General features: G+C 64.2%; 13 protein-coding genes. 8 read left to right on the top strand and 5 right to left on the bottom strand.

Annotated elements, in window-relative coordinates; translation table 11 throughout:
• Positions 1–79: 79 nt before the first annotated feature.
• Positions 80–2,293 (bottom strand): NADP-dependent isocitrate dehydrogenase, encoded by a 2,214-nt coding sequence (locus M3G19_RS04990; RefSeq protein WP_259901127.1) that lies wholly within the window; start codon positions 2,291–2,293, stop codon positions 80–82.
• 117 nt (positions 2,294–2,410) lie between these two features.
• Between M3G19_RS04990 and M3G19_RS04985 the strand changes: the two genes are divergently transcribed.
• From M3G19_RS04985 to M3G19_RS04970, 4 genes are all read left to right on the top strand, one after another.
• The gene (locus tag M3G19_RS04985) at positions 2,411–3,316 is read left to right on the top strand and encodes an exodeoxyribonuclease III (protein ID WP_259901125.1); all 906 of its coding nucleotides are present in this window, start codon (positions 2,411–2,413) and stop codon (positions 3,314–3,316) included.
• Positions 3,317–3,420: 104 nt separating this feature from the next.
• Entirely contained in the window at positions 3,421–3,879 is a 459-nt protein-coding gene (locus tag M3G19_RS04980) for a hypothetical protein (RefSeq protein ID WP_259901120.1), read from the top strand.
• Positions 3,880–3,939: 60 nt separating this feature from the next.
• Positions 3,940–4,998: a tryptophan--tRNA ligase gene (gene trpS, locus M3G19_RS04975; protein WP_259901119.1), complete on the top strand. Its 1,059-nt coding sequence runs from the start codon at positions 3,940–3,942 to the stop codon at positions 4,996–4,998.
• Positions 4,999–5,138: 140 nt separating this feature from the next.
• Entirely contained in the window at positions 5,139–6,221 is a 1,083-nt protein-coding gene (locus tag M3G19_RS04970) for a YhjD/YihY/BrkB family envelope integrity protein (protein ID WP_259901117.1), read from the top strand.
• On the opposite strand, the gene M3G19_RS04965 is transcribed toward M3G19_RS04970, so the two are convergent.
• Positions 6,181–7,545: a D-alanyl-D-alanine carboxypeptidase family protein gene (locus tag M3G19_RS04965; RefSeq protein WP_259901116.1), complete on the bottom strand. Its 1,365-nt coding sequence runs from the start codon at positions 7,543–7,545 to the stop codon at positions 6,181–6,183. The genes M3G19_RS04970 and M3G19_RS04965 overlap by 41 nt on opposite strands.
• Positions 7,546–7,794: 249 nt before the next feature.
• Here M3G19_RS04965 and M3G19_RS04960 point away from each other — a divergent pair, with 249 nt between their 5' ends.
• A complete protein-coding gene (locus tag M3G19_RS04960; protein WP_259901196.1) occupies positions 7,795–8,469 on the top strand; it encodes a VIT family protein in 675 nt (224 codons plus the stop codon).
• Positions 8,470–8,667: 198 nt separating this feature from the next.
• Here M3G19_RS04960 and M3G19_RS04955 read toward each other — a convergent pair whose 3' ends face one another.
• From M3G19_RS04955 to M3G19_RS04945, 3 genes are read right to left on the bottom strand one after another with little or no spacing between them, the layout of a single operon-like run.
• Positions 8,668–9,906, bottom strand: a complete 1,239-nt coding sequence (locus tag M3G19_RS04955; RefSeq protein ID WP_259901115.1) for a hypothetical protein — start codon at positions 9,904–9,906, stop codon at positions 8,668–8,670.
• 39 nt (positions 9,907–9,945) lie between these two features.
• Complete coding sequence (locus M3G19_RS04950; protein ID WP_259901114.1) at positions 9,946–10,983, bottom strand: NlpC/P60 family protein; 1,038 nt, start codon at positions 10,981–10,983, stop codon at positions 9,946–9,948.
• Positions 10,980–11,264, bottom strand: a complete 285-nt coding sequence (locus M3G19_RS04945; RefSeq protein ID WP_259901110.1) for a hypothetical protein — start codon at positions 11,262–11,264, stop codon at positions 10,980–10,982. The genes M3G19_RS04950 and M3G19_RS04945 overlap by 4 nt, the downstream gene beginning before the upstream one ends.
• A 71-nt stretch (positions 11,265–11,335) precedes the next feature.
• Between M3G19_RS04945 and upp the strand changes: the two genes are divergently transcribed.
• The 3 genes from upp to M3G19_RS04930 all read left to right on the top strand — a co-directional run bounded on the left by upp (position 11,336) and on the right by M3G19_RS04930 (position 13,822).
• On the top strand, positions 11,336–11,971 hold the full coding sequence (gene upp / locus M3G19_RS04940; protein WP_259901108.1) for a uracil phosphoribosyltransferase: 636 nt from the start codon (positions 11,336–11,338) through the stop codon (positions 11,969–11,971).
• An 82-nt stretch (positions 11,972–12,053) separates the two neighbouring features.
• Positions 12,054–12,485 (top strand): helix-turn-helix domain-containing protein, encoded by a 432-nt coding sequence (locus M3G19_RS04935; protein ID WP_259901106.1) that lies wholly within the window; start codon positions 12,054–12,056, stop codon positions 12,483–12,485.
• A gap of 152 nt (positions 12,486–12,637) precedes the next feature.
• Positions 12,638–13,822, top strand: coding sequence for an amidohydrolase (locus M3G19_RS04930; protein ID WP_259901104.1), 1,185 nt, complete (start codon positions 12,638–12,640; stop codon positions 13,820–13,822).
• The last annotated feature ends 83 nt before the right edge of the window (positions 13,823–13,905 follow it).

Here is a 13,905-nt window from a genome sequence, read left to right as displayed (position 1 = left end):
AAAACACTGCTTATCGACGCCACACGCACCCGGCCGCCCTCCCGTTCTGGGAGGTGGCCAACGTCAGCGTCGGGAGCTGCTAGCTCTCCAGTGCGTCGACGATGCGGTTGAAGGTCTCGGACGGGCGCATGACCTTGGTGGTCTTGGCGTCGTCGAACCAGTAGTAGCCGCCGAGGTCGGCGGGGCCGCCCTGGACGTCGAGAAGCTCTTGCAGGATGGTCTCCTCGTTGTCGCGAAGCTCAGCGGCGATCTTCTCGAAGCCGGATGCAAGCTCAGCGTCGTCGGTCTGCTTTGCCAGCTCATCGGCCCAGTAGCGGGCGATGAAGTAGTGGGAGCCGCGGTCGTCGATCTCGCCTGCCTTGCGGGACGGGGAACGGCCCTCGTCGAGGAAGGTCTCGATGGCGCGGTCGAGGGTATCTCCCAAGACACCGGCGCGGGCGTTGTCGTTCTTGTCCTGCTCGTGGCGGAAGGACTCGGTGAGTGCCAGGTACTCGCCAAGCGAATCCCAGCGCAGGTGGTTTTCCTCCTCGACCTGCTGGACGTGCTTCGGGGCAGAGCCGCCCGCGCCGGTCTCGAACAGACCGCCGCCGGCCATGAGCGGGACGACGGAGAGCATCTTGGCGGAGGTGCCCAGCTCGAGAATGGGGAAGAGGTCGGTGTTGTAGTCGCGCAGCACGTTGCCGGTCACCGAGATGGTGTCCTCGCCGCGGCGGATGCGGTCGACGGTGATCTTGGTGGCTTCCTCCGGGGATGCGAACGAGATGTCCAAGCCGTCGGTGTCCAGGTCGGCGAGCTGCTTCTCGGCGATCTGCTGGATATTGGTGTCGTGGGCGCGCTGCGGGTCGAGCCAGAAGATGGTCTTCATGCCGGACTTGCGGGCGCGGTCGACGGCCAGCTTGACCCAGTCCTCAATGGCGGGGCCACCGGTGTGGCAGGAGCGCCAGATGTCGCCCTTTTCAACGGTGTGCTCCATCAACACGGTGCCGTCGCCGGCGACGACCTGCATGGTGCCGTCGAAAGGCATCTTGAAGGTCTTGTCGTGAGAGCCGTACTCCTCGGCCTTCTGTGCCATGAGGCCGACGTTGGGGGAGGTGCCCATGGTGGTCGGGTCGTAGGCGCCGTTAGCGCGGCAGTCGTCGATGACCGCCTGGTATACACCGGCGTAGGAGGAGTCCGGGATGACGGCCAGGGTGTCTTGCTCCTGGTCATCGGCATTCCACATGTGGCCGGAGGTGCGGATCATGGCCGGCATGGAGGCATCGACGATGACATCGGACGGCACGTGCAGGTTGGTGATGCCCTTGGCGGAGTTGACCTGCGCCAGTGCCGGGCCGTCAGCCATGGCCTTGTCGAAGGCGGCGCGGATCTCCTCGCCGTTTTCCAGGTCGGACAGGCCACTGTAAATGGCGCCGAGGCCGCTCTCGCCGTCGAGGCCAGCTTCGAGAAGCTCAGAGCCGTACTGGTCGTAGACGTCCTTGAAAAAGGCGCGGACGACGTGGCCGAAGAGGATGGGGTCGGAGACCTTCATCATGGTGGCCTTGAGGTGGACGGAGAAGAGGATGTTCTCGTCTTTTGCGCGCTGAACAGCGCGCAAAAGGAAGGCATCGAGGGCCTTGACGGACATGTAGGTCGCGTCGACGACGTCACCAGCGGCGACCTTCACATCGTCGCGGAAGACGCGCTCCTTGTCGTCGCCGACGAGCTTCATAGTCAGGGTGTCATCGGCGTCGATGATGACGGACTTCTCGTTGTGGCGGAAGTCGCCCTCGGACATGGTGGCCACGTTGGTCTTGGAATCAGCGGACCATGCGCCCATGGAGTGCGGGTGCTTGCGGGCGAAGTTCTTCACCGAGCGCGGTGCGCGGCGGTCGGAGTTGCCCTGGCGCAGGACCGGGTTGACGGCGGAGCCCTTCACGGCGTCGTAGCGGGCGCGGACGTCTTCCTGCGTCTCGTTGGTCGGGTTGGCCGGGTAGTCGGGGATGTCGAAGCCGGCGTCCTGCAGTTCCTTGATGGCCTTGCGCAGCTGCACCAGAGATGCGGAAATATTGGGCAGCTTGACGATATTGGCATCGCGGGTGCCTGCAAGTTCGCCGAGCTTCTCCAGGTAGTCGGGTACTCGCTGGTCTTCGCCCAGGTAGTCAGGGAACTGGGCGAGGATGCGGCCCGCGAGGGAAATGTCGTAGGTCTCTACGTCCACGCCTGCGTTGGAGGCGAAGGCTTCGACGATCGGTTTGAGGGAGTAGGTAGCTAGAAGCGGAGCTTCGTCCGTTTTGGTCCAGATGATTTTGGCCATGGGTCACCTCAAATAATCAGAATGTTCTATTTCTCAATGTGTCAGCCCACCAGCGTACCCATATAGCTTTCGGTCCGCCGTCTAGGCTCCGGGTACCGCACGGTAAGGTGGGCCCGCATGAGCCTCACTATCGCATCCGTCAACGTCAATGGCATCCGCGCGGCCACGAAGGTGCGCAACGAGAACAATCCGGGCATGCTCGCCTGGCTCGAGGAGACTTCGGCTGACGTGGTGCTCATGCAGGAGGTCCGCGCGACGCAGGACCAAGCAGAAAAGGCACTTGCACCCGCGATCGAGCAGGGTTGGCACGTCTATTTCGCACCCGCCGCAGCGAAAGGTCGCGCGGGCGTGGGCATTGCGTCGCGCACACCGCTTGACGAGGTCCGCGTCGGCATCCCCGAGTTCGAGGATTCCGGTCGCTTCATCGCGGGCACGCTTGACGACGGCACCGTGGTCTCCTCCCTCTACCTCCCCTCCGGCAGCACCGGAACCGAAAAGCAGGATGAGAAGTGGCGTTTCCTGGACCAGTTCGAGCTGCTGCTGACACAGTGGGCTGAGGAAAACAAGGACATGGTGATCGGCGGCGACTGGAATATCTGCCACCGCCGCGAGGACCTGAAGAACTGGAAGGGCAACCAGAAGTCCTCCGGTTTCTTGCCCGGCGAGCGCGCTTTCATGGACTCTGTCTTCGGCTGCTTCCCGGACGATGAGGCGCAGGACATCGACGCCAAGGACGAGGCCGGTTTCTTCGGTGCCGTCGAGTACGTCAGTGATCTCCGTCGCGCTGCTTGCGCCGAGCCTCGCTGGTTCGATGTCGCCCGCCGTCTCCAGCCCGATGACGCGCCGTATACCTGGTGGACCTACCGTGGCCAGGCATTCAACAACAACGCGGGCTGGCGCATCGACTACCAGGCCGTCACCGCGAATATGCTCGAGCGCGCCCAGCGCACCTGGGTGGAAAAAGCTGCGACCGTCGAAGAGCGCTGGTCCGACCACTCGCCGCTGCTCGTCGAGTACAGCTAGGCGGGACTACCGGTTCGCCGCAGCCCCCGGATGGAACGGTCACCGTCACGCCGTTACAGTAGTCGGGAACTGCAGGGAAACCGTCCGATCGGCCAGGAGGATTCGTGGGCACAATCGTGGAAGCTCTGTCCGAGGACGGACTGCGCGCATTCATTGCTGCGGGAGACGCGGTCGACTGGAATGCGACGCCGGAGGAGAACGGCGCCATGTTCGAGCGTGACTTCTCGTGGACCAAGGCCACCCGACGTCGATGGGGCACACCGTTCGGACTGCCGGTGTTCGTCGGAACCGGCTCGGTGTTGTTGTCGATCACCGCCAAGCACACGCGGTGGAGCGACAACACCACGTGGGACGACGCCGAGGTCGCTGCTCGACGCGCTGAGCTCATCGACATCATCGACCGCATCACCGACGTCGAATCCCGCACCCAACGCGACCGTGATGGCCGGGTGCATCCCCGGTGGGTGCTGCCCAAGGGCACGTCATTGTGGTTGCGGGAGGACGATCTCGACTATATCGGTCCGCTGAACACCCAGGCCGATAGTCGCCTCATCGGCAGCTGAGCTAGGGCTTCTGAGCCGTGAGTGGCATGAGCAGTTCGCGCTGTCGCTAGACTGTTGCCCATGACTGCTGCTGACAACGCTTCCGCATCCGAATCCCAGAACCAGACCGGCGCAGGAACCAAGCGGGTCCTGTCGGGCATCCAGCCGACGGCGGACTCGTATCACCTGGGCAACTACCTGGGGGCGCTGAAGCAGTGGATTGACCTGCAGGACGACTATGAGGCGTTCTACTTCATCCCGGACCTGCACGCGATCACGGTGGAGCAGAACCCGGAGGAGCTGCGCGAGCGCACACTCAAGGGCGTGGCGCAGCTGATCGCGCTGGGCATCGACCCGGATAAGTCGACATTGTTCGTGCAGTCGCACGTGCCGGAGCACGCGGAGTTGACCTGGGTGCTGCAGTGCCTGACGGGCTTCGGTGAGGCGAGCCGCATGACGCAGTTCAAGGACAAGTCGCAAAAGCAGGGCCAGGACCGCACGTCGGTGGGCCTGTTCACCTACCCGGTGCTGATGGCGGCGGATATTCTGCTGTACTCGCCGCAGCTCGTGCCGGTGGGCGAGGATCAGCGCCAGCACCTGGAGCTCACCCGCACTCTGGCGGAGCGTTTCAACGGCCGCTACGGGAAGACGTTCGTGGTGCCGGAGGGCTTCATTCCGGAAGGCTCGGCGAAGATCTACGACCTGCAGGAGCCGACCTCGAAGATGAGCAAGTCGGGGGCGAATCCGAAGGGCATCATCAACCTGCTGGACGAGCCGAAGACGTCGGCGAAGCGCATCAAATCGGCGGTGACGGACAATGACGGCGTGATCGCGTTCGACCGTGAGGCCAAGCCGGGCGTGTCCAACCTGCTCGCGATCCAGTCCGCGCTGACGGGCAACAGCATCGATTCGCTCGTCGCTGGTTATGAAGGCCAGGGGTACGGTGCGCTCAAGGGCGACACGGCCGATGCGCTGGAGGCGTTCACCACGCCGCTGCGCGCACGCTACGACGAGTTGATGAGCGACCGTGCCCAGCTCGAGGACATTCTCGCCCGCGGTGCCGCCCGCGCCCGTGAGATCGCGCAGCCGCTTCTCGCGGACGTCTACGAGAAGACAGGCTTCCTCGTTCCCCGCCGCTAATAGCACGCTTATCGACGACGGGGTGTGCACCCCGCCCTCCCCGCACCGGCCCGACACCTCCCGAAGCGCCATTAAGGCGCAGGTGTCCGGCCGGTGCTTTACCATGTATGAGCGAAACTTAGGAAAGGACTGGATTACCCATGGCAACGGCTACGTCGCCCCGCGAGGGCTTCACGGATGAGCAGGGGATTGAGCGCGCCCACCCGACCCAGCAGGACGGCGCGATGGCGAAGGTGGAGGAGAAAGCGCCGCCGGTCGCACACCTGATGCGCATGAACGAGCGCTTCGGGGCAGAAGGCGGCAACCAGTTCGCCGCCGGCATCACGTACTTCTCCGTGCTGTCGATCTTCCCGCTGGTCATGCTCCTTTTCGCAGGCATCGGTTTCGTCCTAGCGGCGCGCCCGGATTTGATGGAGCAGCTGCAGGAGCAGATCTCTAACTCGGTGGAGGGCGACACCGGTGAGATGGTCAACGAGATCGTGAAAACGGCGATCGATCAGCGTGGTGCTGTCGCCGGTATCGGTTTGCTGACTGCACTGTGGTCGGGCCTGGGGTGGATGAACCACCTGCGCACCGGCATCTCCGCGATGTGGTCGCTGGACGCCAATGAGGGCGGCAATTTCGTGACCAAGAAGCTGGCGGACTTGGTCGCGCTCATCGGTCTGCTGGTGCTGCTGATTCTCGCCTTCGGCGTGACTGCTGTCGGCTCGTCCAGCCTGACCACCACGGCGATGGAGCACTTCGGCATCGGCAATTTCCCGGGTGCGCGCTTAGTGGTGTGGGTGGCGGGCCTGGTCGCCGGTATCTTCGCCAACTTCCTGGTCTTCTGGTGGATGATCGTGTTCATGCCTCGCACCAAGGTGCCGCTCAAGTCGGGCTTCAAAGGAGCGCTGCTGGGTGCCGTGATTTTCGAGCTGATCAAGCAGTTCTCCACCGTCATCATCGGCTCTGCCACCGGCAACCCGGCAGGCGCGCTGTTCGGGCCGATCATCTCCCTGATGGTCGTGCTTTACCTGGTGTGGCGCGTGGTCCTCTACGTCTCTGCATGGACGGCGACCACGAAGGAATCCCTCGCGCAGGAAGAACCGGTCATTCCGGAACCGGCTGTGATCAATATCCGCGCCGGGATCAACGAGAAGGACAACACCGGCCGCAACCTCGGCATCGGTGCTGCGATCGGTGCTATCGGCGTCGCCGCCGTTTCTTTGCTGACGCGAGACTGAGCCAGGTAGCTAGCCCGGCTAGGGCCAGCACACCACTGAAGACGGCGATTCCTTCCCACGGGACGGGGTCGCCGTTTTTGGCGGTTTCGGAGGATCTTCCGTCCGAGTCGGGTGCGTCGGAGATGGGGGTGCCGGTGTTGGAGGGGTTGGCGGTGTCGTCGATAAGCGATGCGACGGCGTCGTCGGAGCTGAACTTGTACGCCTCGTGAATGAGATCTTGCGTCTGCTCCCACGCGCGACCCTTGTCGATGGTGGTGTCCAGCACGATCGCCATGAGCCGCCGACCGTCGCGGTCGAGCGCGCCGACGAAGGTGTGCTTCGCGTCGTCCGTGTAGCCCGTCTTGCCACCGATTCCGTCGGGATCGTTGAGGTAGAGCTGGTTGTCGTTGTAGACATCGAAGCCCGGCAGCTCCTCCCCGTCCGCGGCGGTGTAACCGGGGAAGGGGTACATCTCGGTGGCGATGATCTCGCTGAACTTCGGGTTCTTGTACGCCTCGGAGTACGCCACGCCCATGTCCCACGCGGAGGTGGACATGCCGGGGCCATCGAGTCCGGAATAGCTCGCTGCGCGCGTGTCCTTCATCCCCAGCTCGGCGGCCTTCTCGTTGACCTTGCGCAGCGTCTCCTCGTCGCCGCCCAGCTCCTGTGCGAGTGCGTGCGCGGCATCGTTGCCGGAGACCATGAGTAGGCCGTGCAGGAGGTCATCGATGGAATACTTGCCATTCGGGCCCAACCCCACCGCGGAACCCTCCTGGCCGGCGGATTCCTCGCTGACCGTGACCTCCTTGTCCAACGGGAGTTCGTCGATGGCGATGAGAGCGAGCAGCACCTTGATGATCGACGCCGGGCGGTAGCGCCCGTGCGGGTCCTTCATCGCGATCACGTCGCCCGTGTCAGCGTCCGCGACCAGCCACGATGTGGCCAAGACCTTCTCGCTGACCTTGAAGCCGTCCGGCGCGATGACACCGCACGGGCCGTCGTACTCCACCGGCAGCGGCGTCGGGGTGGGGGAACCGGGCGCGACGCGTTCCGACGTGCTCACCGGCTCCGGCGGCAGCGTCGCGTTCGGGCAATTGTCCGTGTTCGGGGCTTCCTCGCGCGGATCCGGGTAGTGCGGCGCATCCTCATCCGTGGCCTCGGCCTGGGCATCTGCCCCTGCCTCGTTGTCCGGGTCTGCCGGGGTGTCAGCTCCGGGCTCTTCGGGTGCCGCGGTGCTGGTTTCTGCTTCCTGTGCCACGGCAGCAGGCTCAATAAGTGGGACGACCGGTGCGATAGCGGCGGGGACGATGGCTGCAGCTAACGCGATAGACAGCTTCTTCTTCATCGAGCGGTAAGTCTAGGACCATGATCGGGGTAGGGGACTTATGACCCGCTGAATACTCCGGCCCGTATCCGCGCCGGGCAAGCGTAGCCTCACCTCAAAAATAGCCTCTCACCTGCGGTAAGTTAGTGCTAACTTGGTTGCGGAGCTGGTTGGTGCCCGCGTAGAACTAACAATATGAGTGAAAAGGAAAGTATTTCTGGCTACCTCGAGCAGGAGGATGTCCCCGAAGTCGAGGTGGAAACCCACGGCATGGGAGAGAAGCTGAACCGTCTCCGCGCCGCCGTGCTGGGTGCGAACGACGGCATCGTGTCCACCGCCGCCGTCGTGGTCGGTGTTGCCGGTGCGACGGACAGCACCCGCGAGATTTTTACCGCCGGTCTGGCGGCGCTCGTCGGTGGTGCGATCTCTATGGCGCTAGGTGAGTATGTCTCCGTCTCCTCCCAACGCGACGCAGAGAAGGCCGCCGTCGACTCCGAGAAGAAGCTGCAGGCAGAAGACCCTGAGGCGGAATTCCGCCACCTGGTTCAGGCGTACAAGAACGACGGACTGTCCCCGGAGACCGCCCTTGCCGTGGCCCGTGAGCGCACCGAATCCGATCCGCTCGCCGCCCACTTGGAGGTCCACTATGGCCTCGACCAGGACGACATCGTCAGTCCGTGGTCTGCTGCGATCGCTTCGTTCCTGTCGTTCTTTGTTGGTGCGCTGCTGCCGCTCGGTGCGATCATGCTCGGCGGCGGCGCCACCACCCGCGTGGCTGTCTGCGTTGTTGCCACCCTGATCGCCCTGGCAGTCACCGGCGCGATCTCCGCCAAACTCGGCGGCGCGAAGCCGGGTCGAGCCGTCTTCCGACTGGTCATCGGCGGTGGGTTGGCGCTCGCTGCGACCTTCGCCGTCGGCTCGCTGTTCGGCACCGCGGTCGGGTAGTTTCGGGAGCCCGCAGTGGTGAGGGGTGGCCGGGGTTGGTGGCTCTATTTGTTAACCCCCGCTCTAGTTGTTAACCCCAAAACTTAGTTATCCCAGGTGGGGGTTTGAGGCCCGTTCTCAGCGACCTGGGGAAACTAAGTTTTGGGGTTAACATCTAGGTTTTGGACCGGTGGCCCTGCAGGTTCTGACCCGGCAGCCCTAGAACTTCGAGAAGCGCTTCACTAGCAGGTCTTCGAGTTCGCGCCAGCCTTCGGCCTTGTCGGTGAAGGGGGCGGAGGGGACGTAGCCGGCGGCTTCGGTGGAGCCCATCATGTAGGCGAGGTAGTCCTGCATGCGAGGGTTGGCGAGCAGGTAGGAGTTGAGCGAGTCGTCGTCGGCCCAGTCGGCTGCGTCGGCCATGAGCTCGTAGGCCTTGGACATCTGCTGGGTGTCGACGGAATCGACGCCCTTCTCGATGTCGGAGGCGATGCCGTTCAGCGAGTAGGAGTTGTCCGGGTGGACGGTGACCTCGAGTTCGCCGGCGTTGGCGAGGTTCTGCAGGTCGGACCAGGTGCTCACGCGGGCAAGATCGTGGTCGTCGTTGTCCACGATCCAGCGCAGCAGGTGCTTGGTCGTGGGGAAGGTGAAGATTTCACCGAATTTGCCCAGGAAGACAGGGGAGTCGCCGATGTAGGTGCGCAGGGTGTACACGCCCTTGCCCTGGACAGTCATCTTGACGGGGTCGATGCCAGCATCGGCCCAGGCGGACGAATCGTAGGGGTCGGCGGCGGCGCGGGCTTCCTCGGCGTCTTTCTCGGCCTGGGCGCGCTGCTCTTCGCGGGCGGCGGTGGCTGCGGCGATGGATTCGCCGGCGTCGGACACGCGGGTGGCATCGAGCTCATCATCGGCGACGACGCGGACAGCGTCATCAAGGGAGGAGACGACATTTTCCCAGTTGGTCAGGACGGTGCGGCCGACACCGGACCATTCACCGAGGCCGGTCGGGCCGGCGTAGTGCTCGTGGCCGCGGTGGACATTGTTCAAAATGGAGTGGGACGCGAAGAAGATGGAGGCGTCCTGCGCGTTGGCCACTTCGGCGAGCGACCGGGAGAGCTGGAAAATGCGGGAGACAGCGGAGACATTCTCGTGGCTCGGGCGGCCGGCCAGGTAGGACGGCAGGCCGATGATGTCGTAGGAGTTCTTGTCGCCGGGCACGACTCGGTCATCGCCGCCGGCCTGGAAGGCGGACCACTTGGGGTGGTCAACGAGGTCGTGGTCATTGTGGTCCTCGAGGTAGACGAGGAGTGCCTCGGGGCTGTTGAAGACGAGGACATCGTCGGCGTCGCCGAGGAAGGCTTGCCATTCGGATCCGCCTTGGCGCCACGTGGGGGCCCAGAGCGTGTAGAAATCGCCCTCCGTCAACGAGATCTTCACCGGGAGAATCGCGCGCGTATTCATGGGCATTCACATTACTAAATCCATGTCCAATTATTCGAGCTAGGCCGTCGGCCGCCAGAACCCTTTGAACGGCATGCCGATATTGGTCGTGCGCACCGGGTTCATCTGCACCGGGTCACCGGCTTCGACCATCATTCCGTCGCCGGCGTACATGGCCACGTGACCGGACCAGACGATGAGGTCGCCGGGTTGCAGATCGTCGTGGCTGACTTGTTGCCCGATGGCCTGGTTTTCGGCGGTGCGCGGGATTTCGACCCCGGCTTGTCGGTAAGCCCAGGAGGTCAGCCCGGAGCAGTCGAAGCCACCGGGCGCGTTGCCGCCCCACACGTACGGGGTGCCCAGCATGGATTTCGCGGCGGCGACGGCGGCGCGGCCAGCTTCACTGTCCCCGGCGGGGACGGGACTATCAGGGACGTCGGCGGGAGCGGGTGTCTCCAGTGCGGCGGTCTGCGTCGAGCTGCCACGGAGTTCTGCTTCGGCGGCCTGTGCCGTGGCGGACGGGACGAGCGGGTCGCGGGATAGCGCGTCAGCAACCAGGTTGTCCAGGCGTGTGATGAGCGGGTCCAGGTCGTCTTTCAATACGTCGAGCCGCTTATCGACGTCCGCCAGCGCCCCTCCCGCCAAGACCGTGAGCTCAAGGACAGCACCGAATCCGGCCGGGCCAGAAAGCAGGCCGGGGAGGAGCGGTGCAGCGTCAATGAGGAACTGCTTGCCGGTCTCGACGATATCGGCGGCTGCGCTTTCGATATGAGGAGCGGCGTCGCCTATAGCGGCCTCAATCTCATCGCGGTCGGCCGCGAGGTTGGCCACCGCACCGAGCAAGCGGCTGGGATCTGCGCCGACTAGGTCGGCGAGCGCATTGGCGGAAGCGAACTCGGGCGTGGTGCCGATGGTGATCTCCGGCAGGGGCTCAGGCGCAGATTCCAGGATGGCGCACAGCACAGGCTCGACCAGAGTGAAACCGGCGGCAGCCACCAGAGGCATGAGCCCCAGGCCGGACGACATGGGGTCGAGCGCAGGTGCCGGTTGGGGCAGTGCCGATTGAGACAGCGTCGGTGGTGTCAGAGTCGCGGTCATGGGTGGATGGCCTCGAAGGAGTGGGCAGATGCACCGTCGATAAGCGATGCCTTGTTGCTGAATACCGCCATGTTGTCGGCGACGCGGTGCGCTTCATCGGTGAGCAGCGCAGCTTGATCGTTGGCGGCGGCGACGGCGTTGGTGATGGCGGTGGCAAGGCCAGCGAGCGGACCTGTAGTAGGCAGCGGCGGCAAGGATGTGGGCGCGAGTGCGTCAGCGTCTTCGCGCAAAGTGGCGAGGTCGGTTTCAGTGGCGGCGGTATCCAGTTTCAAAATGTGCATGCCTTATTGGACTGCCCGAAGCGCCCGAAGGTTCCATCAGCGTGAAAAATTCCGCGATAGCATGGGTGTCTATGGAGATCACGATCATCGACCACCCGCTGGCCCAAGCACGTCTGACCCGCCTGCGCGACGAGCGCACGAATAATTCCGGTTTCCGTACCGCCCTGTCGGACCTGGGAGCGATGCTGGTGTACGAAGCGTCGCGCGACCTCGAGGTGGAGACCTACGAGTGCATGACCCCGGTGGCGACTGCGGAAGGTTCGCGGCTGAAGAATCCGCCGATCATCGTGCCGGTGATCCGTGCCGGCCTGGGGCTGGTGGACCCGGCGCTGTCGATGATCTCGGACGCGCAGGTCGGCTTCATCGGTCTGGCACGCGACGAGGAGACGCATGAGCCGGTGCCGTACCTGGAGGCGCTGCCGGACGATCTGTCGGGACAGCCGGTGTACCTGGTGGACCCGATGCTGGCCACGGGCGGTTCGCTCGTCCACGCGATCGAGCTGCTCACCGCGCGCGGAGCGGACGACATCACGGTGATCTGCGTCGTGTCCGCGCAGCCGGGCGTGGATCGCCTCGCGGAGATGAATGTGCCGCTCCGTTTGATCACGGCGGCGGTGGACCCGGCGTTGAACGAGGACGCGTACATCGTGCCGGGGCTGGGCGATGCGGGCGACCGACTCTACGGACCTCGTAATATTCACCTCTAAAATATTTGTGTGGCGCGCCTCACACATTTGAGTTAGTCTCCGCCTTAACGAAAACTTAAAAAATTCTAAGGGGGGCTTAGGGATGGATGAGGTTTTGCCGACGCGCAATTGGATGAGCTTCGGTTACAGCCTGTCGGCGCGTCTGCGAATGCTGCGGGACATGAGGGGGATCAGCCAAATGCGTTTGGCTGAAATGGCAGGGTTGTCGCGCAGCTTGGTGTCGAATCTGGAGCGGAATAGTTCCGGGGCGACGCGGTCGTCGGATCCGACGATGAGCACTATCTACCGCCTGGCGTACGCCCTGCGCGTTCCGCCCGCGGTGCTGCTGCCGGCCGTAGGGGAAGAGGTCGGCGAGCTGTGCTGGGAAGCGCTCGAGCGGGTGATGGAGAAGGCGAAGGACCTGCAGGACGAGGAAGTCGAGCAGAAGAAAAGGGCCCACTGGCGGCAATTGAGTACCACCGTCGCCTGGCCGGCTGGCCCCGACGATACGAAGCCTTTCGCATCGCTGGGTTAGGTAGTGTCCGAGAAATCTCGGCCATTTTTCTGCCCCAACTATCTGTACAGCTTGGTCTAGTTGTACACTTCCACGCAGAGCGAAACTAGATGCGCGCGGACGCTAACGTGGCCGGCGCGCAGACATCGTTGAGGCGAAGGGGAGTGTGCAGCGTGTCAATAGCGGCCCAAATCGACGCATGGCTGGTGGAGCACCGTGATCAGGTCGTGGAGTGGCGTCGCCATCTGCATTCCCATCCGGAGTTGTCCCACGCCGAGATCGAGACGACGCAGTTCATCGCCGGCGTGCTCGCAGACCACGGGCTTGAGCCGCAGCTCTTCCCGGAGACGGGCCTGTACGTCGACATCGGGCCGGAGGGCGACGAGCGTCTCGGCTTCCGCGCGGACATCGACGCATTGCGCGTTGAGGAGGTCTCGGGCCTGCCGTTCGCGTCGCTGACCCCGGGAATGTCGCATTCCTGCGGGCACGATGTCCACACCACGATCTGTCTGGCGTTGGCGTGCGCCTTGTCGGGGATCGACCTGCCGTTCGGCATCCGCATCATCTTCCAGCCCGCGGAGGAAGTGATGGACGGCGGCGCGCGCGATGTCATCGAGTGGGGTGGCTTGAAGGGCGTGTCCAGCATCTACGCCGTGCACGTCGAGCCGAAATTGCGCGTCGGCCAAGTCGGCGTGCGCACGGGCGCGATCACGTCCGCCGCGGATGTTTTGCGTATCGACGTCACCGGTCCCGGCGGCCACACTTCCCGCCCGCATTTGACGGCCGATGTGGTCTACGCCCTCGGCAGCTTGGTCACGCAGTTGCCGGGTTTGCTGTCGCGCCGGGTGGATCCGCGCACCGGCACCGTGCTGGTCTTCGGTCAGCTCGAGGCGGGGTTTGCCGCGAACGCCGTGCCGAAAACGGGTCGCGTGTCCGGCACGATCCGCACCCAAGATATCGGGACGTGGCGCACGTTGGAACCGCTCATGCGCGAGCTTATCGACGCCGTCGTGGCCCCCACCGGCTGCAAATACGAATTGTCCTATACCCGGGGCGTTCCGCCGGTGATGAACGACGATGTGGCCACCGCAGCGCTTGCCGGGGCCGCGCAGAATGTCGACCCGCACGCGGTGGTGCAGGCTCCGCAGTCCAGTGGCGGCGAAGATTTCTCCTGGTACCTCGAGCACGTGCCCGGTTCCATGGCGCGCTTGGGTTGCTGGCAGGGGACTGGCCCGAAATACGATCTGCACCGCGGCGACATCATCGTCGACGAACGGTGCATCGACGTCGGCGTGCGCCTGTTCGGCTCGCTGGTCGAACGCTACGAAGGCGGCCTCGTCGAACCAGCTGCACTGTAGGCGTTCTGCCCAGTTCAGCGTCTCTCTTCTCGCTCACTGGCAGCCCGGTCGGCGACACGTGCTGCTGACGGCTACAGTGGACT

Source organism: Corynebacterium sp. p3-SID1194 (assembly GCF_025144155.1).
In the GTDB taxonomy this organism is placed as follows: Bacteria; Actinomycetota; Actinomycetes; order Mycobacteriales; family Mycobacteriaceae; genus Corynebacterium.
This window is presented reverse-complemented; position numbering and strand designations above follow the sequence as displayed.